Raw genomic sequence first — 25,276 nt, 5'->3', positions numbered from 1 at the left:
TTTTATGATTCCCATTTACATTTGTGAAGACGATCCGAAACAACTGGAAGTCATCTCTACAGTAATCAAGAATCGGATCATGATTGAAAATTTGGATAGTTATGTCCATATTGCAACTTCTGATCCTATTGAACTCCTCAATGCAGCAAGGATACGTACGTCTTCTTTTGGTATTTATTTTTTGGATATCGAACTGAAAGACAGTGAATTAGATGGCATTGCCATTGGAAAACGAGTACGTGACTTGGACTCGCTTGGAAAAATCATTTATGTTACTTCACACACCGATCTTTCCATGACGATTTTGAAAAGCAACATTGAGCCGACTGATTATATCATCAAAGAAGATATTTTTGATCTTAAAGAAAATGTTGAACGTATCTTAAGTAAAATATTCGAAGATTTCCAAACTGCGCCATTACAAAAGGATATTTTTAGAATTGAATTCAATGATGAAATCAAATTTTTACCTATTCGAGATATCCAATACTTTTCTACTGCTCAAGGTACTCCTCATAAACTGGAGGTCCATTTGACACATGCCCAAATGCAGTTTTACGAGAAGATAAAAGATATCGAAAAGAAAAGTCAACACTTTATCCGCTGTCACAAATCTTATGTCATCAATACCCAAAATGTCCAAACAATCAATAAGAAAACACGAGAAGTGACTCTATCCAACGGGGAAGTGATCCCTGTTTCGATTCGTGGGCTAAAGAAGTTGATTTCTTGAAAGACAATAAAATAAATAATTTCTTTTTAATAAAGAAACGAAGAATGAATGAAAAAGTCGTAAAATCCTCTTTTCCATTCATTCTTCGTTTTTTAGTATCGTTTAATGCGCGATCATTTCTTGCGCGATTTCTTTTCCAGTCATTTCTTCCGGATAGAAAGTTGGCCAATTGTCCATTTCTTCTAGTAAAGCTTCTTGGCTTTCATTTCCTAGATAGATATGGAAATGGTCTGATTTGGTAGGCGCAATCGAGTGGTCACTGAATTGTACATACTTGAACGCACCAGAATCAGGATCTTCTGCTTCAAACAAGAAACGGACACCGCGATTACCTGCTGAATAGTTCAAGATTTCTTTACCAGCATAACGGTATTTCGATTCTTTAACTTCGCCATCCTTGAAAGTAAAGATCATCGTATCATCTTTGATCTCAATTTTTTCGACATCTGTTTTGTAGCCTATTTCATAGTATTCACGATACTCTTCAGCTGTCATATCTGGATTTGTTTTGGCTTTATATTCAAATACTTGATCAAACGTTCCATCTGCCATATACGTATCGACAGTTTGCCAGATACCATTCCAATCTGATAACGGGCGATCTTGGACCTCTGAATCTTCAAAATAACCATTATAAACTGTTTTTTCTTTTTCAGGTTTCAATGTATCTTCTAATGGATTTTCAGTATCCGTAGTTTTTTGGAGCGCTTTTAAGTTTGCTTCCATGATTGAAATGTACGTTTCACCGTTATCCATTTGCTCTTTTGTCAATCCTTCTAAAGGATTCAATACTGCTAACGATATGCCTGCTTCAGTAGCTAAAGTACGAGCGATACTGTCTTTGGCATTCTCTTCAAAATAGATATATTCAATCCCATGGTCTTCAACAAATTCTTTTAACTCGGCAATTCTTGCAGCAGAAGGTTCTTCACTTGAAGAAAGACCGGCAATTGGTACTTGATTAAGACCATATTCTAGAGCTAAATAATTGAACGCAGCGTGTTGGGTCACAAATGATTTTTGTTTTGCTTGACCTAATGTTTCTTTAAAAGTGTTGTGTAGCGTTTCTAATTCTTCTAAATAAGAGGCAGCATTTTCAGTGAATGCTTCTTCTTTTTCAGGATATGCCTCAATCAATTGGTCACGAATCGTTTCTACTTGCTTCATCGCTAGATTAGGAGCTAACCAAACATGTGGATCTAATTCATGTGAATGACCGTTGTCTCCGTGATCGTGATCATGGTCGTGGTCATCCGCATGATCATCGTGATCATGGTCTTCATGATCGTGGTCTTCATCGTCATGATCGTGGTGATGGCAATGACCATCCCCAGGCAATAACAACATTCCTTCTGTTGCTTTGATTGGAAGTACATCGCCCTCTTTTAAAGTATGTTCAATTGCTGGAACCCAAGTTTCCATATTTTCATCATTATAAACAAAAACATCAGCATTTTGGATTTTTGCCATATCTCTTGCAGAAGGTTCGTAGTCATGTGAATCTGTTCCAGCTGGAATCAATAATTCAACATTTCCCTCCTCACCAACTACTTGCTTCGTAAATTCGTACATTGGATAAAATGTCGTCATTACATTCAAGTTTTCATCATTTTGTGCATTTGTATTTGTTGCAGTATCTCCTGTGCCACAACTTGCAAGGATCCCTGTCAACAGTAATCCTCCTACCACCTTGATCCAACGTTTCATTTTATTCGCTCCTTCTCATCTTCTTTCTCTATTTGATTACGATTAATAAATGCAAATCGTAATAGTTACGTTTTAGCAACAGGAATTAATTTAGCATAGAATCAAACCAACCGTCAAGCATTATTACTAAATTTATTTTATTATCGAAATTCGATTGATTTTTCAACTGTATCATTTTCTTTTTATACCCGTTTCAGATTATAATAACTTGGAGTAGGACAAGGTTGTGTAAGAAGCGTTTTGACCTGAGCAGTAAGATGGAAAATCAGAAAATAGCTTTCCATATTTTTTGATTTTTCATCTTACTGTTGAAGGTCAGCTTTTCGAACACCGTTTATTAGGTTGTGAGAAAGATGTTCAGCTCCAAGTAGTAAGACAGAATTTGAGAAAATAGCTTCTCATATTTTTCACCGTTTGGCTGACTATTAAAAAGGCTTCATTCGATCTCAATAGTTGCTTCGTGAGAATAGCCCAACCCAAAAATCAACTACTTATTTCAAGAGAAAGGAGAACTATCGTGGAAAAAAAACCGAAAGAATCTTCCCGACTGATTCGTTTTTTAGGAGGGAAAACTTCGTATTACGTTCTAGGACTACTTGTGATGATCGCGTTGGTCATTTACTTTTTCCAAAAGATTGCTTTTATATTCAAACCACTGGTTGTCATTTTTATCACGACTTTACCACCAGTCCTTTTTGCTTTGGTCTTATATTATTTATTAGAACCTTTGATCAAACGTCTCAGCAAGAAACTCTCACGTAATCTGTCAGTCATTTTAGTTTTTGTTATTATTTTATTGCTGATTGGCTTAGGAGGTGTCTGGCTATTTCCGTTTTTAGAACAGCAAGCAACCACATTGATTCAACAACTACCTGACCTATTCCAAGATTTCCAACAAACGTTGAAGGACTTTTTAGCACAGACACCATTTTCTGACTCGTTCAATCAATTCTTTGCATCGATTGATGATTTCACCGATAACTTTACTTCATTCATCGGTAACTATTGGCAGAGCGGTGCTGAAAGTCTAGGAAATCTATTCTCAGCGGTCACAACGACCTTTATCACTTTATTTACTGGTCCGATCATTGCCTTTTTCCTTTTAAAAGATCCGCACAATTTTTATCAATCGGTCTTAGGTATCGTTCCACCAAAATTTCGCACAGATTTTCGGACTTTGACTAAAATTGCGAACCAACAATTAGGTGCTTTCTTAAAAGGACAAATCATCGCTTCTTTCATTCTAGGCGCCGTTTACTGGGTAACTTTCTTATTGATTGGCTTAGAATTTGCAAGTATTCTGGCTATCGCTGCTGGTTTATTATGTATTATTCCTTATATCGGTCCATTCATCGCTTTCTTTCCGGGACTATTCATTGCTTTTCAAGATTCGACTTTCATGGCTGTAAAATTTGTGATCGTCTGGTTCGTTGTCCAGTTGCTTCACGGAGATCTTGTGGTCCCTCGTGTGATGGGTGATCGGTTACAGATCCACCCCATCACGATTTTGATTGTCTTATTAGTCATGGGAGATCTTCTAGGAATCATGGGCGTCATTTTTGGTATTCCGATCTATACATTGATCAAACTACTCGTTGTTTTTCTCTTTAGAAAATTCAAACAGCGTTACAATAAGTTTTATGGGGATCAAGGAGTTTATCAAAAAGCTGATTTTTCAGAGAAGGATTACTTTAAGTAACAAAAAAGGATAGGCGTGAGACATGAGTCCACTCCTATCTTAAAAAAACTATACGGTATTCATCGAGCAACATTTCAGAGATAAGCAAATCCCATAAATAAGCAGCAAAAGCTATTCATGCTTTTGCTGCTTATTTTTCAAACTATTCGTTTGTCACAGTCTCTACTTTCCTTGCACTAATAGTGCGACTGCTTGATAAGGCTGTAACTTCATTTCTTTTTCAACTGTCGTTGGGTAGTTACTGATCAATACTTCCGCACCTACAAATTCTTCCGGTAATTCCACCGACGTTTCTTTCGCGTAAAAATTGGTCAGAACTAATAATTTTTGATGATCGGTTTGTCTAAGATAACCATAGACTTGTGGATGCTCAGGTGCATAGGCTTTGTAGTCACCATTAGCAATCACTGGATATGTTTTTCTTAGTTGGATCAGTCTTTGGTAATAGGCAAAAATCGACTGTTCTTGCTTTTGCTCGTTTGCTACATTAATTGTTTGGTGCTTCGATGCTAAAGGTAACCAAGGTGTCCCTGACGTGAAGCCAGCTTGTGGTTCATCTGTCCACTGCATCGGTGTGCGTGAGTTATCTCGTGACTTTGCTTTAATTCGTCGAAAGGCTTCTTCTGGCGTGAATCCTTGTTCTTGTAACAGGTTATATGCGTTTAAGCTTTCAATGTCCCGGTAGTCAGAAATCGAATCGAAGTCAGGATCGATCATCCCGATTTCTTCTCCCATATAGATATACGGAGTACCTCGATTTAAATGGATCATCGTGGCCAACATCTCTGCCCCTTGTTTACGGTACTGTTCGACATCGACAAAACGATTTAAGGCACGTGGTTGGTCATGGTTATTCAAAAATAGTGCATTCCAGCCATTTCCTGCGCTCATTTCTTCTCCCCAAGTATGGAACAAACGCTTTAACTCTTCAAAATCAAATGGCGGAGTTGTCCATTTATTGCCATTTTCATAATCGACTTTCAAATGGTGGAAATTAAATACCATTGACAATTCATTTCGTTCAGGTGACGTATATAAAAGACAGTTTTCGATAGTCGTTGAACTCATTTCTCCTACCGTTATGATTTCAGGGTCTTGGCCAAACGTTTCTTTATTTAAGCGTTGTAAATACGTATGAGTAATTGGTTTATCTGTGTACTCGGCTTTCCCTTCATTTTCCGCGTTGTTTTTTAGTTCCTCGTCTTTTCCGATCACGTTGATTACATCAAAACGGAACCCTTTGACACCTTTATCCATCCAAAAACGAACAACTTTGAATAATTCTTGTTGGACTGCTTCATTACGCCAATTCAAATCAGCTTGCGTTTTATCATACAAGTGTAAATAGTACTTCCCTGTTTCGCCGAATGGCGCCCAAGCGTTCCCACCGAATTTTGATACCCAATCTGTTGGTTCATCTCTTAAAATAAAGAAATCTTGATAATACTTATCTCCAGCTAATGCTTTTTGGAACCATTCATGTTCAATAGAGACATGGTTCAATACCATATCTAGCATGATGTCGATCTGATATTTTTTTGCTTCAGCGACTAGCTCTTCAAAATCAGCCATCGTACCGAATAATGGATCGATTGCTTGATAATCAGAGATATCATACCCATTGTCTTTTTGCGGGCTTGGGTAAAAGGGGTTCAACCAAATCATGTCAATGCCCAATTCATTTAAATAAGGTAATTTTTCTTTGACTCCTGGTAAATCACCAATCCCATCACCATTCGTGTCACGATATGACTTGGGATAAATCTGATAAATCACTTTTTCTGTAAACGCCATAATCCTGTACCTCCAGCTGTTTTTTAACTTATATATACAAGTTGATAATCCAATTATATATGAAACGTAAGCGTTTGTAAATCAATGACGCTAGGAAATGTGTGCCATCATTTTCCCAGCAAATATTTTACGTTAAATCGATCATTCACGCCGCGCTCAATTCATTTAACTATTTATTTTTTTACAAATTCCTTTTTCAAGAAAATAAATTCTTTTAGTTATGTTATATTTAAGTATAGGGTCGTGATATAAATCAGCTTGTAGCATCTAAAATCGATTGAACAGTCTTCAAGTAACATGCTTTTTTCATACATACCCTAAACGATAAAAAGCCAAAAAGCGGAGGATCTCTACTATGACTTTTTTAAAACGTTCCAAATTATTTGCAACACTTGTTTTACTTAGCTTGACAGGAATCACTATTTTTATTTTTTCTAAGATCACTTTTATTTTCAGGCCACTCGAAGCGATCATGGCAAGTATCTTCTTGCCAATCTTGATTTCAGTTTTCGTATTTTATATTTTTCTTCCAATATACAATCAACTCCTCAAATATATAAAATCAAGAACGCTTGCGGTCACACTGATGATGCTACTGATTTTGTTAACTGTGTATTTGACCGTACAAGTGATTTTACCGATCATTATTTTGGAAATCAGTAAATTTATCGGTCAGGTTCCTCAAATTCTTTATGTTTTGGCAGAGAATCTAGATGGTTCCTTATTAGAAGAACGCTTGCTCCCATTTATTGATACACTGGAATTGAACCAATTGACACGTTTTGTTTTACAATTTGTTTCAGGTGCCACTTCAAGTTTAGTCAATGTATTCGAAATCGTTTCGCGCTCTGCGATCATTCTCTTTACGATTCCACTCTTACTGATTTATATGTTCAAAGATGGCGACAGGATTCCAGCTATATTGACACGCTACACGCCTAAGAAATTCCATCAGTTAGTCAGAGATTGGTGCCATGATTTCCATTTAGCAGCTTCGACCTATATTAGTGGCAAGCTTTTAGTCTGCACGTATGTAGGTGTGGGGAGTTATCTTGTTTTTAAAGTATTAGGCTTGCCAAATGCGTTATTACTTGCCTTGATTTGTGGATTGATGGATATCATTCCTTATTTTGGTCCGTTTATTGGTGCTGCACCGGCTTTACTGTACGCATTAAGTCAAGACGTTAAAACAGCCTTACTCTTAGTAGCTTTCATCACCTTGATTCAATTTGGTGAATCTTACTTGGTGTCTCCGCTAGTGATGAATAAGATGATTCATATCCATCCAATTGCGACTGTTTTTCTTTTACTTGTCGCTGGGAACTTGTTTGGCTTATTAGGAATGATCCTCGTATTGCCGACGTATACGATCATTCGGGAGATGATCCGTAGCTTTATTCGCTTTAAGAACACTACTGATACAGCTAATTCAACTCATCCAACTGAATAATCCTAGGGATAAACGGGGAAATTTACCGTTTATCCTTTTTTTGCTTTGCCCCGAGGCTCTCTTTATCTATTCTCCTCTATTTTTCAACAAAAAAACCGTTTATTGCGATCTTCTTTTTCAAGAATAAGCAATAAACGGATCAGAACTATCGTTTGATCTATTCTGTTGGTTCATCGATGAAACGTTGGACCTTCATCTTCAACTGATATTTTTTTCGTAATTCAGCAATCTCCACCATCATCTCTGATTTGTGGTGACGATCGATTGCTTCTTGATTTGTCCAGCGATCCACCAATAAGATCGATTCAGCATCTTCTAAAGGAATAAAATACTCATAACGTTCATTTCCTTCTTGCGCACGAATGCGTTCGACGATTCCTCGCTCTGTCATTTCTTGGGCAAATGCTTTTGCATTGCCTTCTTTACCGCTATATAGGATATTCACAGTAATACTCATCTTAGTCCCCCCACTCGTTATTCATTTGATTTCAATGCATCGATCATATCAATATGCTTCAATTTGAAATGAGTGACGATCATCACGATCACCGTGAATAGAATCGTCAAAGCAGCGGATAGTGTATAAGCAACCCAGGTAATAACTAACGGGAAAATCACTGATTCCATTGAAGCTTGGCGTAAGATAAAGTCGGTCAGCACATAACCGATCCCAAATCCTCCAAAAATCCCTAATAAAGTAAAGATGATATTTTCTCGAACGATGTACATCGTGACTTCTTTATCAAAAAAGCCTAATACTTTGATCGTAGAAAGTTCACGTACTCGTTCAGAGATATTGATATTCGTTAAATTGTATAAAACGATAAACGCCAATAAACCAGATAGAACGACGAAAATGATGACCACTGCATCTAAATTTGAAAGAGATTCTTCTTGGTTCTTGATCTGTGTCGAAATAAAAGAGGTATTAGTAACCGCCCCCGTTTTCAATAATTCTTCTGAGAGTGTATCCTCTTCTTCTTTCGACATCTTTTCTGTTTTGAGTAGATACGCATTGGTTGTCATTGGCTGTCCAGAAATCTCTTCATAGTACGTTGGACTCATATAGACAAAATTACCCAAATAATTTTGCAAAATGACTGCCACCGTTCCATGTAATTTTTGTTGATCGTCATCATACATTTCCACCGTATCACCGACAGATAAATCGAATAATTCGGCCGCTTTACGTGTAATCGCAAGCCCATGATCTGGTAGTTCTACCGATTGATCGTCCGTTGTTTTCAGATGGATGAACGTTTCTAATGCTTGTTCATTTTCTGGTACCATCAATGTCAAACTTTGTGATGCTTGGCCTTTTTTACGTAGTTCAATCGTTTGCGAATCAACCGCTAAACGATCAGTGATCTTCGCTTGATCATCCATTGCATCATTAATTTCTTTTTGACTCGTTTCATCAGTTTGATTGGTCGTTACGATCGCTTGATAATCAATGATTGGTCCAAACTGTTTGGCAGAAACCGAGCTAAGCGAATCCTTTAGCCCAACTCCTGCGACCATCAATCCTGCACAACCGGCAATTCCGATGATTGCCATGAACATCCGTGATTTATAACGGAAAAGATTACGATAACTGATTTTTTGGTTGAAGCTTAAACGTGACCAAAGAGGAGTAATGTATTCTAAAAGAATTCTTTTCCCTGGTTTCGGTGCTTTAGGCTGTAACAAAGCAGCTGGTCGTTCGCGTAGATCTTTGAATAGAACTAACATCGCTGCACCAAAAGCAGCAATGAAGAACGCAATAGCTGCTTGGATGATTGGTGGCCAATCATAGAAAATCACCGCACTGCCAATATCATAACGTTCGTTTGAAAGCTCAAAAATGATCCGTGGCAAAAGATTGGTTCCTAATATCGTTCCTAAAATGATTCCGATACCTGAAGCGAGACAAGCATAAATGGCATATTTTTTGGCAATCTCCAATTTACTGTATCCTAAGGCTTTCAATGTACCGATTTCTCGTCTATTTTCTTCTACCATCCGTGTCATCGTGGTAAAAGTGATCAATGCTGCAATAAAGAAGAAAAAGACTGGAAAGACATTTGCGATGGCTGCGATGCGTTCAGCTAGATCGCCAAATTCCTGAAAGCCGACATTTTCCGATCGTTCTTGGAAAAGATAAGTTGGCTTGGCTAATTCATTGATTTTTTCTTCATTCTCCGCAATAGACGCTTCGGCCTCTGTTAGCTCCGCTTCTTTTGTTGTCAATTGTGCTTCTTGTTCTGATAATTGACTTTCTTGTTCCGCTAAAGCACTCAATGCCGGTGTTCGCTGCGGTTCAGGTAACTGCTCCAAGACTTGACGTTGTTGATCAATCTGCGTTCTCGCTGCTTCTAATTGACTTTTCGCATCAGCCACTTGTGATTTTCCGGCTGCGATTTCTTGTTTTGCAGGGGCTAAAGCATCCTTGCCCTCTTGCTTCAGCTGTTCTAAACGTTGCTGCGGTCGCTCTTCAAACAACCCTTCCAGCTTTTCGATGTTTTTTTCCATCTCTTCTTGGTATTCTTCACTGTACGTATTTAAATCGTCGACATTTGCAAAGTCGAGATATAATACGGATTGGATATCTGTTTTAAAATTATCTTGTGGGACATAGGCAAAGTAATCAATACTCCCGTTCCCTACATTTGCAAAACCTCGTTCTAAATTATTGATGAATAACGGCGAGCGGACAAAACCTGTAATCTTGTACGCCGTCTCTTTCAAGTCATCTGATTCAATCGTGTAGGTGTCACCGATGCTGTATCCTTGATTTTTTGCCTTCTCATCTAGTACAAGTTCATCATCCGATTGTGGCAAGCGACCATCGATCACCGTCAACTGATTTTGTTTCATATCTGGAGCGTAAGAGAATACTTGGACAACTTCATTTTTATTGGCATTCGCGTAATATAGTTGTTTGCCCGTTTCAACGGTTACATCTGAGAGTTTTTCTGCTTCTGCAACATCTTCTTTCGTCAATCCTGCTGTCGAAACGATCTGTAGATCAGAGAGTTTACCTGCCCTGACATATTCATCCATCGTTTTTTGCATCACAGGACCAGCTGTCTTGACGCCTACATATAAGAGCGTGCCGAGTAAAATGATCAATATAATCGCGATAAAGCGGCCTTTTGATTGGCGTATTTCACGAAATCCTGCTTTGAGGTAAGTTCTATTTTTCATGGCAAACCTCCTTACCAAACAAGTTCATCGATAGATGAAGGCTGTTCATTCAATTCGACTGCACGGACTTTTGCATCGTTGATATGGATTACTCGGTCAGCGATTGGTGCTAAAGCCGAGTTATGTGTAATGATCAAAACGGTATTGCCATGTTCACGACTAGCATTTTGCAACAATTTCAATACTTGTTTTCCTGTTTCAAAATCCAATGCGCCAGTTGGTTCATCACAAAGTAATAATTTTGGGTTTTTCGCAAGCGCTCGTGCAATCGACACACGTTGTTGTTCGCCCCCTGATAATTGTGATGGGAAATTATTCAACCGGTGCGCAAGCCCAACTTGTGTCAAAACTTCTACAGGATCTAACGCATTTGGCGAAACTTCTGTTGCCAATTCAACATTTTCTTTTGCAGTTAAGTTAGGAACAAGATTATAAAATTGAAAAACAAAGCCAACATCTGTCCGGCGATAAGCCGTTAATTGTTTGTCATTGAATTGAGCAATATCTGTTTCATCAATAATGATCTGTCCCTCATCCGGTGTATCCATCCCACCTAAAATATTCAATACCGTTGATTTCCCTGCTCCACTAGGCCCAAGAATAATCACTAATTCTCCTTTTTCAATGGAGAATGAAATATCGTCATTCGCTGTAATCGTTGTTTCGCCCATCTGGTAACGCTTAAATTCATTTTTTACTTCTACATATTTCATAAAACTTCCACCTTCATTCTCCCGTTTATTTATCTATTTGGTAAATCTCTTATATTTTAACACTGAAATGAAAGGTTGTGAAAAAAACCTTTTCAAAAGAGGTCGTGAAAGGCACGTTCAGCACAGTGGCATAAGAAAGAAAAATAGAAAATGGTTCTTTCATTTTTTATTTTTTGTCTTATGTCCGAAGTGCTGTTCCTTGAACACCGTTTACAAGAGGTCGTGAAAGGCGCGTTCAGCACAGAGGTATAAGAAAGAAAAATAGAAAATGGTTCTTTCATTTTTTATTTTTTGTCTTATGTCCGAAGTGTTGCGCCTTGAACACCGTTTACAAGAGGTCGTGAGAGAAGCGATTAGTACTGAGTAATAAGAGTGGAAAAGCTAAAATGGCTTTTTCATTTTTTGATTTTTTTGGCTTATTTTATTATTGAAGTTTTACTTCTGGAATACCTTTTATTCGGTTCTAGGGTGTGCAAGATGACGAATATCACAGAATCATCATTTACTTCTTTACGTATTCATGGGAAAATGACACTAAGAAAGAGATAGGAGTATAGCAATGGCAAAGAAAAAAGTGACGATCAAAGACGTTGCGAAACATTCAGGCGTATCCATCGCAACTGTCTCACTGATCTTGAATGGCAATGAAGCAAAATTCCATCCAGATACGGTCAAAAAAGTAGTAAAAGCAAGAGACGAATTAGGTTACCAACCCGATTACATTGCACGTCAAATGATCACAAAGAAAACAAAAACCATCGGTGTTCTTGTCCCTGATATCACCAATCCTTTTTTCAATACGTTGATGCAAGGGATCGAAGACTATCTTTACCAACAAAATTTTGTCACGATTCTATGCAATGCAGATTTTGATCATCAAAAAGAAACGGATTATTTACTTGAGTTGACGCAACGTGGTGTCGACGGGTTTATTATTGCCTCTTCGGCTGTCTCAACGAAAGCCCTTCAAGTTTCTTTGAAGAAACAAGGGAAACCATTTATCGTATTAGATCAGAAAAAAGCAGAAGGTTCTAGTGATGCGGTCTTAACAGATGATTATCAAGGTGGGTACTTAGCCGGTGAGCATCTACTAGGCTTAGGTCATCAGGAAGTTGCTTTAGTCTATCCACAACAGACACCTCAAAATGTCCAAAATCGGATAGATGGTTTCTTAGCAGCGTGTAAACATGTGGATCATTCTGAGAAACAGATTCATTGGTTCCCTACTCACTTTTCAAAAAAAGGGGGCTATGAAATCGTTCCTGATTTACTTTCCTCTGCTACTACAGCGATTTTCGCATTGAATGACGAACTAGCTTTTGGTGTATATCGCGGATTAGCGGAGCATGATAAACTCATTCCCGAAGATTATAGCATCATTGGCTATGATAATATTGATATGTGTGAATACATGAAGCCTAAATTAACGACCATTGCTCAACCCATTTTAGAGTTAGGTAAAGCGACTGCTCGTTTACTCTTAGAACGCATCCAACACCCTGATAAATCATGGGAAGAACTTTTATTGCCCGTAGAGTTGATCCAACGTTCCTCAACTCAATCGATCGATCTCTCCGCCCCTCAATAACACGAATATTTGTTGCGAATCAATGATGACTGAACCTGTTATCATTGGTTTTTTAAATAATGCGTTATTTTATATTTTTATTTCTTCCATAAAAAGCCAGCAACCAAGGCTTTTTTTACGTTCGTTATTTAACGAAATGTTTTGAAGAATTGATAAATCTTTGGTAAACTTATAGTAAGTGTACTCATTTCCCCCAAAATTTGTGCCCCCACAAATGAAATAGGGTACATCAAACAATGAATGTTCAAACGAAATGAATAGCTACTTAATACTTTTGTCCAATGTTTATTTGTTTTTTATTCGTGAATCATGATTGAATATATTCACGAAATCAAGCAACTGACAGAACAGATGCAACTTTATTAGTGCAACTGTGGAAAAAGAAAAGGAGTATTTCGTTATGAAGAAAAAAACAGCAATACGCCTACTTGCAGCATCTTGGCTGATTGCTCCAACTTTGTTATCTACACAGCCTGCATTTGCTACAATCAGGCGAACACAGACATCCGAAAGCACGATCGTTGCGGAGTCACCTTCAGCTACGACCGATTCAAGTACTAATGATTCCACGCTATCAAGTTCTTCAACAGATTCTTCCGATAATCCAGAGGAATCAACGGAAGAATCGACCGAAACAGCCACTCGGACGCTATCGATTGCTCGGAATTTACGTGAAAAAATCAAATTGAAGATCGTTGATGAAGAGAAAGAAAAATCTGAGATCAAAACAAGAGAGTACACAGAAGAAGATTTTCTAGAGATTTCTAAGTCTGGCAAAGTCAAAGACTTAAAAGAAGGAACCAAAGTTACATATATGATCACACCTGAAACGAATGAACAATTAGTTTCTGTCAAAATCGAAGGTGCGCAAGAAATCGACTATACCAAACAAATTTTTACAGTCGGCGTGACTGATTTAACGATCTCCGCAAAATTTGAGTCGTCAACTTCCCCTTCTGAACCAATCTCTCCAGAAGAAGAAACGGCGGATTCTTCTGAGCCAACGCCAGTTACTCCAGATATTCCGGATAGTGGTAATAATGGCAATACTGGCAATTCGGGAAATAATGGCAACAACAACGGAAATTCAACTACAGGAAATACGACAAATCCTTCACGACCACCAAGTTCTTCAAATAATAATGGGAATACAAGTGGTTCTACAGGATCAACAAACAATAATGGCTCATCTTCAAACCAGACAACAAACACTAATCGGCCTCAGACGCCCGATCGAATTGAAAACCCAGCTTCAGAATCATCTGATTTTGTTGTAAAAACACCAATCGAAGCAATTTTACCGGCCAACACAACAAGCACCCAACAAGCACTTGTAAAAGAAGCATATCGCCAGCTAGGAAAACCATATGTTTGGGGTGCCAAAGGTCCTACGACTTTCGATTGTTCTGGTTTGACTTATTACATTTATAAAAAAGTAACTGGCCATTCGATTGGAGGTTGGACAGGGGAACAACAATATGCGGGTACACAAATCCCTGTCGAGAATGCTCAACCAGGCGATCTAGTTTTTTGGGGACCTGCTTCGGGTACTACCCATCATGTAGGTATTTATATTGGTAATGGGAATTACATCCATGCCCCTCAACCGGGTGACCATGTGCGGATCACTTCCATCAAGGATTACAGACCCGACTTTGCCTTACGTGTCAATATAGCTGGTTTACCACGAGCGACAAATTCGTTAGCTAGTTCACCGATTTTAGATGGGATCAACGATTCATTCCATTTCGCACAAAATCAAACAACAGATCAGTTTGTTGAAAAAATCGCTGAAGATGCTCGAGAAATTGGGCAAGAAGAAAATATTTATGCTTCTGTTATGATGGCACAAGCTATTCTAGAAAGTGGTTCTGGCAACAGCTTGCTTTCTCGTTCACCGAACTATAATCTTTTTGGGATCAAGGGCGCTTATAAAGGGAGTAGTATTTCCTTCAACACATTGGAACAAACGGCAGCTGGGCAAAACTATCAAATCCGTGCAGCATTTCGTAAATACCCCTCTTACAAAGAAAGCTTAAAAGACTACGCAGATTTGATCAAAAACGGCTTATCTCATAATGCTGATTTTTATAAACCAACGTGGAAATCTGAGACTAAAGATTACCGAGAAGCAACGAAGTATTTAGAAGGGCGCTATGCGACAGATCGACAATATTCTAGGAAATTGAATGCCATCATTGAAGCCTATGACTTGACGCAATACGACGAACCAAAAGAACAAGAAAAACAGGATTCTGAAACAAATGAGCGAATGGATTCCTTTGTCGTTCCTACTCGTTGGCGAAATTCTTCGTCTACTTCATCTAGAATGACCATTTCGTTATTCAATCAAAGAAACCCTTCACTTCTATATCTATCAGAATTAAGATTTGCTTCTTTCTGGGACCTATGGCATCATTTTTCAGTGAGAGAGATCCCACAGAAACTTTCTGTAACGGTCAGAGAAACCGATCAGCCACTTGCTAGTCGCTTGAACCTTGATCGTGTCTTTCGGATGAAACAATTCTTGAGATAGCAAAAATGGACACTCTATCAAAGAACCAAAACTCAGAAGTTGATGGAATACTTCTGAGTTCTGGTTCTTTTTATGTATCTTACTCCACCTAAATGGGCGCTGGAAAGTTACATTATTGGTTAGAAAAAATATTTGGCAATCTCTGATAACCTTTCTTTCTTTTGAGGATCAATTTGATCAGCCATTTGAAGATTACTGCGTTAAGATCAATCGATGCTTCGGATATCTTGACATAATATCGTTCCTTTGATTGTATACATCGCTGTATCAAAAATTGTTTGAAATGCACCTGAGCGTTGATATTTTTCCTGTAAATATTTTGTTGCACTACTGATTGGCATGACTAAAACGGCATTGAAAATCTTGTTATAGTTGTCATTGCTAATGATGACACACGGTCGTTTTTTTTTGCTAGTCCGTTCTCTTTTGTTGGAACCAAATCTATAAAAATAATATCCCCTTGTTTTACCATTCGATTTTCTCCTCGCCTACATCCTCTCCAAAATCAACGATTTCTGTATCATCACTCGCATGTTCTTCCATCACAACCAACTCATTGTTCCAAAAGTCTTCATAAGCCATAATTGTTTTTTCACTAGTCCCTTTAAGTTCATCTTCAGGCGTGAATTCAAAAATAACTTTCTGATTCTCTTTCAAGCCTAATGTTTGACGCACACTCTTAGGGACAGTGATTTGATTTTTAGATGTCATTTTAGCTGAGACTTGCACTTTTTTATCCATAAGTATTCCTCTCCTTTATTTGATATACAAAAAAAGTATGGCATCCCCCACTTTTTTTGTACACATCTGTTCAGATTTTTCATTTATTTCTTTGATACTTCCTGTAACAGTAATAACAAATAAAAGCGAAGATTGGCAGCAGACTAAAAAAATAAAGTGCTTGGTTCAATGATAACTGTTGCGCCAGGACACCGCCAAGTAATGGAGAAATGAAGGAAGAAAGCCCCATATAAACACTTATAGATAGAAGTTGCCCTGAAGAAAAGATATTTATAGGGGTAATCTCACTGATAATCATTCGACTACCGATAGTAAAAGCTGGAACAGTAAAAAACTGCAAGAAACTGGCAGCAAGCAATACTAACGGCGTTCGTGAAGTTGCATAAATCAAAAATTGCAGGACCAAAAAGAAACCAGAAATAAAAATCAATCGCTCATTTTTCCATTTTGTCACCGAATGATTCAATAAAAGATACGCCGGGATTTCACAGAAAGCTTGAATCGCCCACTTTAATCCCACGAACGTATTTCCACTATCCATTAAGAGTAACTTGTCAATCACGATCGTATTATTGGCGACGATCGTTAAATATAAAAGAAAAAATAGGAACGTATAACATAAAAACTCCCCATTCTTGCACAGCTGATACATATCCGAAAGATTAAATCCCTCATTTTTTTGTTCTTTAGGTTCCTTTGTATCGTGAGGTGTTTGAGGCACTGTTTTTGCGATGTACAAATAACTGATTAGAAAAAAGAGAAAAGGAACGAGCAGCCACTGATAATTATTATTAAAAATGAATACCGGAATACATACACTCATCACACTCCAACCTAAAGAACCTATTGCTTTGATCGACGCAAGGTTGTTTCGCATCTCTGACTCTGATAACACCCAATTATCTAGGACGGTTGCTCCTGTATTGGATAGCCCTCCTGCAATAGCCAGTACGATCAGATGCATTAGCAAGATATCTTTTCCTAACATATAAAAAGTGATTGCAAAGCATACGAATAGTACAGAAACTACCATGGCAACTTTTTTTATCTGCTTGCTTCGGTCAGAATAATAGCCAATAAAGATTTGGAAGATCATCGTGGTCACACTGTAAGAAGCCAAAAACCAGCCTCTCTGGACCGCATCATAGCCTTGTTCGGTCAAAAACGGCACGATCTGTGTCATCAAAGTAGCCATCAACGCATACTGAAAAAAATAGACGAGTTGAAATTTATTCTTTACTGCCATATCTACTTTCAAAATGATCGGCTGAAGAATCTCCTCCAGCCGACCCCTTTCATTTTTATAAGTGATACCTAGTGAAGCTCCGGCCAATAAGGAGCATTGACTTCAAGCATTTCATCAAGGATCTCCTTCGCTACTTTTGCACTAGGTATCGTTTTGTTCATGATGAAGGCTTGCCATAATTTTTGATATGATTTTTGTCCCCAAGCATCGACTGCTAACTTCTCAGATGCAATTTGCTGTTCCATTAAACCTTTTTGGAAAGTAGGGATCTCACCAATCGATAGTACTTCATAACCGTCTTTCCCTACGATACAAGGCAATTCGACCATCGCATCGTGATTGAAATTAGAGATGGCACCATTATTCTCAACGATCAGAATCATGCGCTCTTTTGTATTGAATGTCAACGCGCAAGCTAGATCTGTAATAAATGAGGCATGCTCATTAGAGACAAAAAGCGTGTCTTTAGCTGTTTGGTTATTAATAATCCGCTGGCATTCTTCAAAAACGATTTTCTCCCGTCCATCAATGATTTCATTCGCTCTTGTATACTGTTTATCGGCATGAGCAACCGTTTCATCAGCCATCAAATAATATTTTAGATACGTATTGGATAAAAAGGTCGGCTCAATTTCATGTAACTCTTTGGCTGCTAACATGGTTTCCAACCAGCTTGTTTCTTTGTGTTGGCCTTGTTGTGTTTGTTCTGTATAGCCATATTTTTTTACATGGGTGCTTATTTTCGGCAGCAAGTCATTACCGTCATGGTCTTTGATACTTGTCCACCAACCAAAGTGATTCAAGCCAAAATAAGACGTTTCAAAATCTTTTCGATCCCGTAGCCCAATCACTCGAGCCATGATATCTTCTAAACAAACGGGCATGTCACAAATATTGATGATTTTTGAATTGGGACGAAACCTTCTTGTTGCTTCTGCGACCACTGCTGCTGGATTAGAATAATTCAATAACCAAGCATCCGGTGAATACTTTTCCATATAGTCGACTAGTTCTAAGACTGGCCCGATCGAGCGCAACCCATAAGCAAGTCCCCCTGGTCCGCATGTTTCTTGACCTACAACATTATGCTTAAATGGAATTTTTTCATCTTGTTCCCTCATGGCATATTTTCCAACTCTTAGTTGTGCCATGACGATATCAACATCTGTAAAAGCCTCTTTAGGATCTGTTGAATAATCAAATTCGATTTCTGGCGCTCGTTCTGCGAGGATGATCGCGCATGCTTTTGCTATAACTGCTTGCCTTTGTTCATCATTATCATAAAATTTAATTTTTCTGACTGGAAATCGTTCTCGGTCTTCTATTAACATCATCACTAATGAAGGTGTATATGTGCTCCCTCCACCGGCGATCAAGATTGAACTTTTTTTCTTATTCATAATTATCCTCCTCTTATTTTACGATCAATTCTTCAAATGATTCTCTCACTCTTGGAACAGTTAACCCAACAATGATTTGGATACCACCATTTCCAGGATTGACAAGTCCTGAAGCCCCAGCTTCCTGAAAATCAATAGGACTGGCTACTTTACTTGTATCTTTCACGGTAAGTCGTAACCGTGTGGCACAATTCGTCACATCCAGTACATTCTCTTTTCCACCTACTAACACTAGATAGGCTTGTGCTTGTCTAGCATGTTTAGGTAGGTTTTTCTCTTGTTCATCTTGTTGTGTCTTCTTTTTGTTTTCGTAATCAGCTTTTGAATAAAGTTGTATCTCTGATACATCCTCTTCACGTCCTGGAGTTTTTAAATTGAATTTTTTGATCATGAAGGTAAATACTAAGAACCAGATCGCAGTAAATGTAAGTCCGATCATGATTTGGGTGAGGTAGGTCGAACCATGAAAATTCCAAAGAGGCAACCAATTTAATCCTAACCAATTGATCAATCCACCACCAAAATCACCAACGACGCCGAAAGCGTAAGAAACCGTAGCAATGGACGCATCTAATAGCGCATGGACACCCCATAAAGCTGGAGCAACAAATAAGAACGTAAACTCAATAGGTTCAGTGATTCCCGTCAAAATCGCAGTTAATGCAGCTGGGGCGATCAATGCAATAACTTTCTTCTTTTTCTCTGGATGAGCGGCTTGAATAATGGCTAAGCTTAAGCCGGCTGTTCCAAATACTTTTGACATACCCGATAAAGAAAAACCCCCAAAAGGATAAAGTTCTTTAAGCGAAAGTGCACTTGTTTGGAATTCGCCGATATTTGATGCCCAATAAGCAGCCATCCCCCCTTCAACTACCGCACTATCATAAGCAAATGGGGCGTACACAAAATGATGTAAGCCAGTTGGAATAAGGATTTTCTGTAAAAATTGATAGATGAATACACCAAAATTTCCTGAATTGATAAAAAATCCTTGCATGCTTCTCATTCCTTCTTGGATGATAGGCCATACGACACACATCAAAAGTGCTAGAGGAATCATAACAAAAAAAGCGATCATCGTAACGAAAACAGAACCACTAAAAATCGTCAACATCTCTGGTAATTCTTTTTCATAAAAGCGATTATGCAAATAAACCACAATACCTGAGATCAACAATGCTCCGATCATGCCCGTATCTAAAGTAATGATTCCAGCAATCGATGTTAACCCAGAACCAACGGCTGTTCCTTGAGATAGATCCACGGCGAAAGTATTTGGCCATAACGTTAAAATTGCATTGACGAAATAATTGAAAGCAATATAGGTCACTAATGCTTCCATCGTTGCTCGAGCTGCATATTTTTTAGCTAAACTGATTGGTAATCCGACCACAAATAAAAGCGGTAATTGAAAAAATGGTGTCCAGCCACCGGCTGCTACAACATTCCAGAACTTATACCAGAGTGTATCAGGCGCAGCAATATCTCCCATGATCGTTTGATTGGAAAGAAGTAAAGAAAAACCAATAACGATACCAAAAAAAGAAAATAGCATGACAGGTGCTAACATTGCTCCACCAAATCTTTGAATTTTTTTCATCATAGTTTTTTAGTCCTTCATATTTTTTAGTAAGCGCTTTACCGATTCTTAGTTTACTATTAAAATGGATTCCTGAAACACTTTAAGATGATTTAAAAATTCCTCACAGGAAAAAGGTTTTTGTCACAAAATTTGTGAATCGTCACATCCTATCTTCGAGAATAAAACCAGAGGTCCAGTAGTAGTTAATCAAATAAACGGTACATAAGGCGTATCTTAATAGTGAGGTGAGAACAAGAAGGACACACGCAATTGGAAAATCCTCCAAGTAAACCAAAGGGTGAGTGAAGGCAGTCTACCAACCAAAAATTGACTGATAAAGAATTGGTTATTGAGTTAGGTAACAAAGATTTAGCAGTTGTATCACCTTGCAAGGTCTATGAAAATAGCAATAAAACTAACAAGATTGAGAAACGTTTCCGTCGATTACAGCGTGAACTCTCTCAAAAATATCAAATGAAAAAGGGGGAAACTGATTTGTCAAAACCTGTAATATCTATAAATTAGAATCGAACATTCAATCGATCCATCAAAAAAATAACCACTATTCGTCAGATCCATATTCACAGATGACCAAACAAGCGTAGTAGAAACATGGTTCTGAAAACTTTAATGATGAGTTCTAACGATTTATAGATTTTTGGCAATGATGAAAACAGATGTTACAAGACCGAATTACGACGTTTCAGTCAAGGTTGACTGAAAATGATTTTCTTATCTGGTCCTATATCACAAATCACAAAAAAAATTCTTTAACAATGTCTATTAACGAACTGGCGAAACAATGCAACGTTTCTCGCACAACAATCATGCGGTTTTGCCAAAAATTAGGGTTTGATGGTTTCTCAGAATTCAAATATCATCTAAAAAATGAACTTACACAGGAAAATGTGCGTCTATCCGAGTTTGAGGAGGAAATCTTGGAAAATCATATCCAAACAATTGAGAACCTCAAGAAAAAAGATTTCACTGATCTATGTACAATGATGGCTAATGCGAATCGGATTTTCATCTATGGATCAGGTGATATACAAACGCTAGTTTCAAGTTATATGAAATTGCTTTTCGTACACAACGGATTGATACTCTATGACTTCGGTGCCGTTTCGATCAACAAACAGTTTTACCAAATCATTCAGCCAGAAGACTTAGTTCTGTTGATCACGCTAAATGGTGAGTCTCCTGAAGTCGTCAAATTAGCGAAGCAACTGAAGCAACGAAATATCCAGACAATTGGTATCACAAAACTTAGGAACTCAACTGTCTCAAAACTTTGTGATGAAACGATTTTCTTCTTGAATCCAGAACTACAAGATCAAGAAGATATCCTTACACCTTTTGAAACAACTTCAACACTTTTTTTCGTGATCGAATATTTTTTGTTGAAATATGATGCTTGGCAAAAACAAACAAATAAAAGTTCCTAAAAAACGCATCTCTTTCGTGCCAATTTGGCTTTTAAAGAGATGCGCTTTTTATGTATTGGGTTCTGTCTCTCTCACTGCCTTTTGATCGAACCGTCCTTTACTCGATCAAGGTAACGGTAATCGCCGAGGTAGTGCCGTAATATCGCATGATCCAGATAAATACTTTTTAGAATAGCGTTGACTTCCCTCTCTAAGTAATCCTTATCAAATTCAAACTTTGAATAAAGATGATCAAAGATCAAACGTTTATTTTTTTCTTTTCTAGGGATTTATTGCAGTTGCCCATCTTTGAAAAATCTAGCCAGTTCACTCATAACCGATATCCTTCCATCGTATCCAGTAATCTTTTCTCTATTTGATCATGCTTCAAGCAAATTTTATCGAAGGCAACAGAAAAAGCGAGAAGGAGTTTTTTCTACAAACCATCTTCTCGCTCTTTATCAAGCTCAACTTATTCTTTTTTGTTCAAAACGATGCCTGTGTACAGCCAAGTAGTTACAACATAGTAGATAAAGTAGAGAACAAAGAATATTGTAAATGGTATCCATAAGTTGTGATATGGATCATCCATCAAAACAGTAAACATTTGAAGTCCAAATAATACATGGATGGCTCCTAGAATCCCTGGTGCTAAGAAGAGAATACCGATTTCTCGACGAATCGATTGTTTTAACAATGCTTGACGAGCACCGATCTTACCGAGCATCTCGTAACGAACGACATCACTCTTGCTACCTGAGAGGATCTTGAACATCAAGCAACTTGCTAACATTGTCAAGAAGGCGATCCCTAAAAAGAAGCCCATGAATTCAAAGCCTGAGAACATACCATTGATCATTTGGTACGCATCATATTTTTGCGTGAAACTAAACATTCCATCTTTTAATGATTCATTATTTTTATTGTTTTCTGCTACCAGATCACCAATTTGTTCAATACTCTCATGGAAATCTTTTGCTTGGATCAGTTGCATACTGGTTTGTGGAAGATTTAATTGAGCAAATTCTTCTGCTGGCAGTAATTTGATTTCTTTTTCTCGTTGTTCTGGCAATTCGTAATAGCGCAACTCATCTTGATAGTTTAAGTTTGTCGCTAATTCTTCTGCGGTTACTTTTTTCGTTTTGACGTTTCTTTCCCCAGTGTTAGGTGTTTGATTTTCCATAATCAAAAATGGATCTTGTTCAAACTCACTATAGTTATAGTACACTGTTTTTTCGTCTTCTTTTTGTTGATAGACCGCGTTGATCGTTGGTGAAAGTTTCGCCACTTTAGATTGATCGATCAATTCTGATTGATTCAATACTAGATCATAATTCGATACTTCATTCGTCAACTGAGTGATCTGGTTTTTAAAGCCTAGACCGACTGTTAATGCACCTAAAGCTAATGCGAGTAACATCGCAACCATTGAAAGCATTTGTGTGTATTCACGAATACGGAAGCTTAACTGTGATAACGTAAAGTTGTTCAGTTTTTTCATCGAAAGATTTTCTGTTTTCTTCAATAGTTTAAGGAAGAAAATGATGACCGAATGGAAAATAAAATACGTTCCTAAAACGATTGTAACTAACGCGACGGCGATTCCCATCAACTGATAGGTTCCGATATTTGCCATCATATAATAACCGACACCGATAAAAATGATTCCTAAAACTACTTCAAGGAAAAACAAGAATTTATGTTGTTTCATCTGCGCAGGTGTTTGATCCGCACGTAGTAAAGTCAAAATTGGTTTTTTGACAATCGAGAATGCATTGACAAACGCTGCTAATAAGAATAGTACGATGAAAAACAGCAAAGTAATCAATAATCCATTCATATTGAACGGTGTAAAATGAGTAATTTTAATATTTAACTGGGCAACTAATAGTCGATGGACGACGCTTGTTAAACCAATACCTAGCGCTGAACCAACCAAAGTAGCGACTGTTCCTACTATCAAGGTCTCAGAGAAAATCATTTGGGCAATTTTCCGGCCTTTTGCTCCTAGCATCATAAACATCGCATAATCTTTTTGTCGCATCGTCATCAAAAATGAGTTGGCATAAAGAATGTAAACAAATGTGATGATCCCCAATAATACCGACCCAAAGCGAAAGATAAAGACTGTCATCGCTAAAGTGGAATTATTGTTCAAAAAATCGGTGTTGCTGGCCATTGACTCGAACATATAAAAGATGGCTGAAGCCATGACTAAACCGGAAAATAGAACAATATAGTCTCTTAACCGACTCTTGATCCCAGTAAGTGATAATTTCCAAAGCATGTTCAGTTTCCCCCTTACTGTTCTAGATTACCTAGAATCGTTAATATTTGACGATAAAAGTCTGAACGACTTTGTTCTCCGCGTTTAACTTCCTGATGGATCACGCCATCTTTAATAAATAAGATTCGTTGACAGTAACTTGCTGAAAAAGCATCATGTGTCACCAACAGAATCGAAACCTTATCATTTGTATTCAATTCTTCCATCGTATCTAATAGGTCTTTCGCACTTTTTGAATCCAACGCACCAGTTGGTTCATCCCCTAATAGAATCGTTGGTTGCGTAACTAGTGCCCGGGCTGCTGCTACCCGTTGTTTTTGTCCACCTGAGATTTTTGCGGGGTAGCTGTCTAATATGTGACTGATTGATAAGCGTTCAGCCACCGCATTGACTTTTTTCTTGATTTCTTTTGGTTTCACGCCTTGTAAAGAAAGCGGAACTGCAATATTTTCTTGTGCAGTCAAGTTCTCTAAAAGATTGAAATCTTGGAAGATAAAGCCGATTTCTTTTGCTCGAAAATCGGCTAACTGATTTCCTTTCAACTTCGTGACATCTGCTTGGTTGATATGGATCGTGCCACTTGTTGGTTTATCTAATGTTGATAAGATATTCAATAAGGTTGATTTACCTGATCCAGAAGCCCCCATGATACCAATGAATTCGCCTTTTTCCACACTAAAACTGATACCGTTCAATGCTTGTGTCTGTTTCTCATTACTTTTTCCGTAAACTTTTGTTACGTTCTTGATTTCTACGATTTTATCCATTATTGACCGTTCCTTTACTTAATTTTTCTTGTGCTGCTGATGGAATGTCTTTTGCCTGTACTTCCTCATAAGACGTCACGCCTTTATTTTTATTCCAAGTCACTTTCAAAAATGCATCTTTTCTTAATGGTCGTTCTTGAAAACCATTGAAGTCCATTGTTTTTTCTTTACCTTCTTTATTAAACCCAGGTAGTTCATAACGATAACTGATGATTTCTTGTCCACCGTCAGCGTGATCCACCTGTTTCTCACCATCCGTTGTGATTTGAACATAGTAGCTTTCACCACCCATGATCAAATGATCTGCTAAACGGTAGCCACCAAAAGCGATGATGATAAATGCTCCCAACCCAATCAATAATTTTTTCATTGTGACTCCTTCTTTCCTGTTCTGATAAATTAAGTATAGTCAAGTATCCGTGA

At 37.9% G+C, this 25,276-nt stretch carries 21 protein-coding genes and 1 pseudogene; 7 read left to right on the top strand and 15 right to left on the bottom strand.

The genetic code is table 11. The annotated features are described in order from the left end of the window. Window positions 1–4: 4 nt before the first annotated feature. Window positions 5–733: a LytR/AlgR family response regulator transcription factor gene (locus HZ311_RS10060; RefSeq protein ID WP_010736348.1), complete on the top strand. Its 729-nt coding sequence runs from the start codon at window positions 5–7 to the stop codon at window positions 731–733. 102 nt (window positions 734–835) lie between these two features. Here HZ311_RS10060 and HZ311_RS10055 read toward each other — a convergent pair whose 3' ends face one another. Next, window positions 836–2,440 (bottom strand): zinc ABC transporter substrate-binding protein AdcA, encoded by a 1,605-nt coding sequence (locus HZ311_RS10055; protein WP_023519085.1) that lies wholly within the window; start codon window positions 2,438–2,440, stop codon window positions 836–838. 517 nt (window positions 2,441–2,957) lie between these two features. On the opposite strand from HZ311_RS10055, the gene HZ311_RS10050 reads away from it, so the two are divergent. Continuing rightward, window positions 2,958–4,139 carry an AI-2E family transporter gene (locus tag HZ311_RS10050; protein WP_010736350.1) on the top strand — a complete coding sequence of 394 codons (1,182 nt, stop codon included), beginning with the start codon at window positions 2,958–2,960 and terminating at the stop codon, window positions 4,137–4,139. A 162-nt stretch (window positions 4,140–4,301) separates the two neighbouring features. Here HZ311_RS10050 and treC read toward each other — a convergent pair whose 3' ends face one another. Next, complete coding sequence (gene treC, locus HZ311_RS10045) at window positions 4,302–5,933, bottom strand: alpha,alpha-phosphotrehalase (protein ID WP_023519084.1); 1,632 nt, start codon at window positions 5,931–5,933, stop codon at window positions 4,302–4,304. 355 nt (window positions 5,934–6,288) lie between these two features. Here treC and HZ311_RS10040 point away from each other — a divergent pair, with 355 nt between their 5' ends. After that, on the top strand, window positions 6,289–7,383 hold the full coding sequence (locus HZ311_RS10040; RefSeq protein WP_019723357.1) for an AI-2E family transporter: 1,095 nt from the start codon (window positions 6,289–6,291) through the stop codon (window positions 7,381–7,383). A gap of 157 nt (window positions 7,384–7,540) precedes the next feature. Here the strand turns inward: HZ311_RS10040 and HZ311_RS10035 are convergent, their stop codons facing one another. The 3 genes from HZ311_RS10035 to HZ311_RS10025 are packed head-to-tail and all read right to left on the bottom strand — an operon-like array spanning window position 7,541 to window position 11,282. Then, window positions 7,541–7,840 (bottom strand): antibiotic biosynthesis monooxygenase family protein, encoded by a 300-nt coding sequence (locus tag HZ311_RS10035; protein ID WP_010736353.1) that lies wholly within the window; start codon window positions 7,838–7,840, stop codon window positions 7,541–7,543. 17 nt (window positions 7,841–7,857) lie between these two features. Next, window positions 7,858–10,569 (bottom strand): ABC transporter permease, encoded by a 2,712-nt coding sequence (locus HZ311_RS10030; RefSeq protein WP_010736354.1) that lies wholly within the window; start codon window positions 10,567–10,569, stop codon window positions 7,858–7,860. Window positions 10,570–10,580: 11 nt separating this feature from the next. Then, window positions 10,581–11,282, bottom strand: a complete 702-nt coding sequence (locus HZ311_RS10025; protein ID WP_010736355.1) for an ABC transporter ATP-binding protein — start codon at window positions 11,280–11,282, stop codon at window positions 10,581–10,583. Window positions 11,283–11,841: 559 nt separating this feature from the next. Between HZ311_RS10025 and rbsR the strand changes: the two genes are divergently transcribed. Together rbsR and HZ311_RS10015 are read left to right on the top strand one after the other, a co-directional pair. Further along, window positions 11,842–12,870: a ribose utilization transcriptional repressor RbsR gene (rbsR, locus tag HZ311_RS10020; RefSeq protein WP_023519081.1), complete on the top strand. Its 1,029-nt coding sequence runs from the start codon at window positions 11,842–11,844 to the stop codon at window positions 12,868–12,870. A 400-nt stretch (window positions 12,871–13,270) separates the two neighbouring features. Then, entirely contained in the window at window positions 13,271–15,406 is a 2,136-nt protein-coding gene (locus HZ311_RS10015; protein ID WP_023519080.1) for a glucosaminidase domain-containing protein, read from the top strand. Window positions 15,407–15,612: 206 nt separating this feature from the next. Here the strand turns inward: HZ311_RS10015 and HZ311_RS15790 are convergent, their stop codons facing one another. The 6 genes from HZ311_RS15790 to HZ311_RS09990 form a co-directional block, all read right to left on the bottom strand. Beyond that, the gene (locus tag HZ311_RS15790; RefSeq protein WP_230469334.1) at window positions 15,613–15,792 is read right to left on the bottom strand and encodes a type II toxin-antitoxin system PemK/MazF family toxin; all 180 of its coding nucleotides are present in this window, start codon (window positions 15,790–15,792) and stop codon (window positions 15,613–15,615) included. Then, entirely contained in the window at window positions 15,750–15,878 is a 129-nt protein-coding gene (locus HZ311_RS15940) for a hypothetical protein (RefSeq protein ID WP_010736358.1), read from the bottom strand. The genes HZ311_RS15790 and HZ311_RS15940 overlap by 43 nt, the downstream gene beginning before the upstream one ends. Next, window positions 15,872–16,147, bottom strand: a complete 276-nt coding sequence (locus HZ311_RS10005) for an AbrB/MazE/SpoVT family DNA-binding domain-containing protein (protein WP_023519079.1) — start codon at window positions 16,145–16,147, stop codon at window positions 15,872–15,874. The genes HZ311_RS15940 and HZ311_RS10005 overlap by 7 nt, the downstream gene beginning before the upstream one ends. 79 nt (window positions 16,148–16,226) lie before the next feature. After that, window positions 16,227–17,393 carry an MFS transporter gene (locus tag HZ311_RS10000; RefSeq protein WP_023519078.1) on the bottom strand — a complete coding sequence of 389 codons (1,167 nt, stop codon included), beginning with the start codon at window positions 17,391–17,393 and terminating at the stop codon, window positions 16,227–16,229. Window positions 17,394–17,461: 68 nt separating this feature from the next. Then, on the bottom strand, window positions 17,462–18,793 hold the full coding sequence (locus tag HZ311_RS09995; RefSeq protein ID WP_023519077.1) for a 6-phospho-alpha-glucosidase: 1,332 nt from the start codon (window positions 18,791–18,793) through the stop codon (window positions 17,462–17,464). A gap of 13 nt (window positions 18,794–18,806) precedes the next feature. Then, window positions 18,807–20,396, bottom strand: coding sequence for an alpha-glucoside-specific PTS transporter subunit IIBC (locus HZ311_RS09990; RefSeq protein ID WP_023519076.1), 1,590 nt, complete (start codon window positions 20,394–20,396; stop codon window positions 18,807–18,809). 656 nt (window positions 20,397–21,052) lie between these two features. Here HZ311_RS09990 and HZ311_RS15785 point away from each other — a divergent pair. After that, window positions 21,053–21,265, top strand: a pseudogene (locus HZ311_RS15785) (MurR/RpiR family transcriptional regulator); the annotation flags it as partial. Between the two features lie 48 nt (window positions 21,266–21,313). After that, window positions 21,314–21,820, top strand: coding sequence for a MurR/RpiR family transcriptional regulator (locus tag HZ311_RS09985; protein ID WP_023519074.1), 507 nt, complete (start codon window positions 21,314–21,316; stop codon window positions 21,818–21,820). Between the two features lie 71 nt (window positions 21,821–21,891). Here HZ311_RS09985 and HZ311_RS09980 read toward each other — a convergent pair whose 3' ends face one another. From HZ311_RS09980 to HZ311_RS09965, 4 genes are all read right to left on the bottom strand, one after another. Then, window positions 21,892–22,062 carry a DUF2087 domain-containing protein gene (locus tag HZ311_RS09980; RefSeq protein ID WP_228760894.1) on the bottom strand — a complete coding sequence of 57 codons (171 nt, stop codon included), beginning with the start codon at window positions 22,060–22,062 and terminating at the stop codon, window positions 21,892–21,894. A gap of 209 nt (window positions 22,063–22,271) precedes the next feature. Beyond that, window positions 22,272–24,086, bottom strand: a complete 1,815-nt coding sequence (locus HZ311_RS09975; RefSeq protein WP_071866601.1) for an FtsX-like permease family protein — start codon at window positions 24,084–24,086, stop codon at window positions 22,272–22,274. 14 nt (window positions 24,087–24,100) lie between these two features. Then, entirely contained in the window at window positions 24,101–24,853 is a 753-nt protein-coding gene (locus tag HZ311_RS09970) for an ABC transporter ATP-binding protein (protein ID WP_023519072.1), read from the bottom strand. Continuing rightward, window positions 24,846–25,223 (bottom strand): YxeA family protein, encoded by a 378-nt coding sequence (locus HZ311_RS09965; RefSeq protein WP_019722992.1) that lies wholly within the window; start codon window positions 25,221–25,223, stop codon window positions 24,846–24,848. Before HZ311_RS09965 ends, HZ311_RS09970 begins: the two co-directional genes overlap by 8 nt. Window positions 25,224–25,276: the final 53 nt, after the last annotated feature.

The sequence above is a fragment of the Enterococcus mundtii genome (genome assembly GCF_013394305.1).
Lineage (GTDB): Bacteria > Bacillota > Bacilli > Lactobacillales > Enterococcaceae > Enterococcus_B > Enterococcus_B pernyi.
The sequence above is the reverse complement of the archived record's forward strand: the minus strand, read 5'-3'. Positions and strand labels throughout refer to the sequence as shown.

What these genes read in the sequence shown, in the direction of transcription:
- HZ311_RS10060 (WP_010736348.1), top strand. Translation starts at nt 5, where the DNA reads ATGATTCCCATTTACATTTGTGAAGACGATCCGAAACAACTGGAAGTC.
- HZ311_RS10055 (WP_023519085.1), bottom strand. Translation starts at nt 2,440, where the DNA reads ATGAAACGTTGGATCAAGGTGGTAGGAGGATTACTGTTGACAGGGATC.
- treC (WP_023519084.1), bottom strand. Translation starts at nt 5,933, where the DNA reads ATGGCGTTTACAGAAAAAGTGATTTATCAGATTTATCCCAAGTCATAT.
- HZ311_RS10040 (WP_019723357.1), top strand. Translation starts at nt 6,289, where the DNA reads ATGACTTTTTTAAAACGTTCCAAATTATTTGCAACACTTGTTTTACTT.
- HZ311_RS10035 (WP_010736353.1), bottom strand. Translation starts at nt 7,840, where the DNA reads ATGAGTATTACTGTGAATATCCTATATAGCGGTAAAGAAGGCAATGCA.
- HZ311_RS10030 (WP_010736354.1), bottom strand. Translation starts at nt 10,569, where the DNA reads ATGAAAAATAGAACTTACCTCAAAGCAGGATTTCGTGAAATACGCCAA.
- HZ311_RS10025 (WP_010736355.1), bottom strand. Translation starts at nt 11,282, where the DNA reads ATGAAATATGTAGAAGTAAAAAATGAATTTAAGCGTTACCAGATGGGC.
- rbsR (WP_023519081.1), top strand. Translation starts at nt 11,842, where the DNA reads ATGGCAAAGAAAAAAGTGACGATCAAAGACGTTGCGAAACATTCAGGC.
- HZ311_RS10015 (WP_023519080.1), top strand. Translation starts at nt 13,271, where the DNA reads ATGAAGAAAAAAACAGCAATACGCCTACTTGCAGCATCTTGGCTGATT.
- HZ311_RS15940 (WP_010736358.1), bottom strand. Translation starts at nt 15,878, where the DNA reads ATGGTAAAACAAGGGGATATTATTTTTATAGATTTGGTTCCAACAAAA.
- HZ311_RS10005 (WP_023519079.1), bottom strand. Translation starts at nt 16,147, where the DNA reads ATGGATAAAAAAGTGCAAGTCTCAGCTAAAATGACATCTAAAAATCAA.
- HZ311_RS10000 (WP_023519078.1), bottom strand. Translation starts at nt 17,393, where the DNA reads ATGGCAGTAAAGAATAAATTTCAACTCGTCTATTTTTTTCAGTATGCG.
- HZ311_RS09995 (WP_023519077.1), bottom strand. Translation starts at nt 18,793, where the DNA reads ATGAATAAGAAAAAAAGTTCAATCTTGATCGCCGGTGGAGGGAGCACA.
- HZ311_RS09990 (WP_023519076.1), bottom strand. Translation starts at nt 20,396, where the DNA reads ATGATGAAAAAAATTCAAAGATTTGGTGGAGCAATGTTAGCACCTGTC.
- HZ311_RS09975 (WP_071866601.1), bottom strand. Translation starts at nt 24,086, where the DNA reads ATGCTTTGGAAATTATCACTTACTGGGATCAAGAGTCGGTTAAGAGAC.
- HZ311_RS09970 (WP_023519072.1), bottom strand. Translation starts at nt 24,853, where the DNA reads ATGGATAAAATCGTAGAAATCAAGAACGTAACAAAAGTTTACGGAAAA.
- HZ311_RS09965 (WP_019722992.1), bottom strand. Translation starts at nt 25,223, where the DNA reads ATGAAAAAATTATTGATTGGGTTGGGAGCATTTATCATCATCGCTTTT.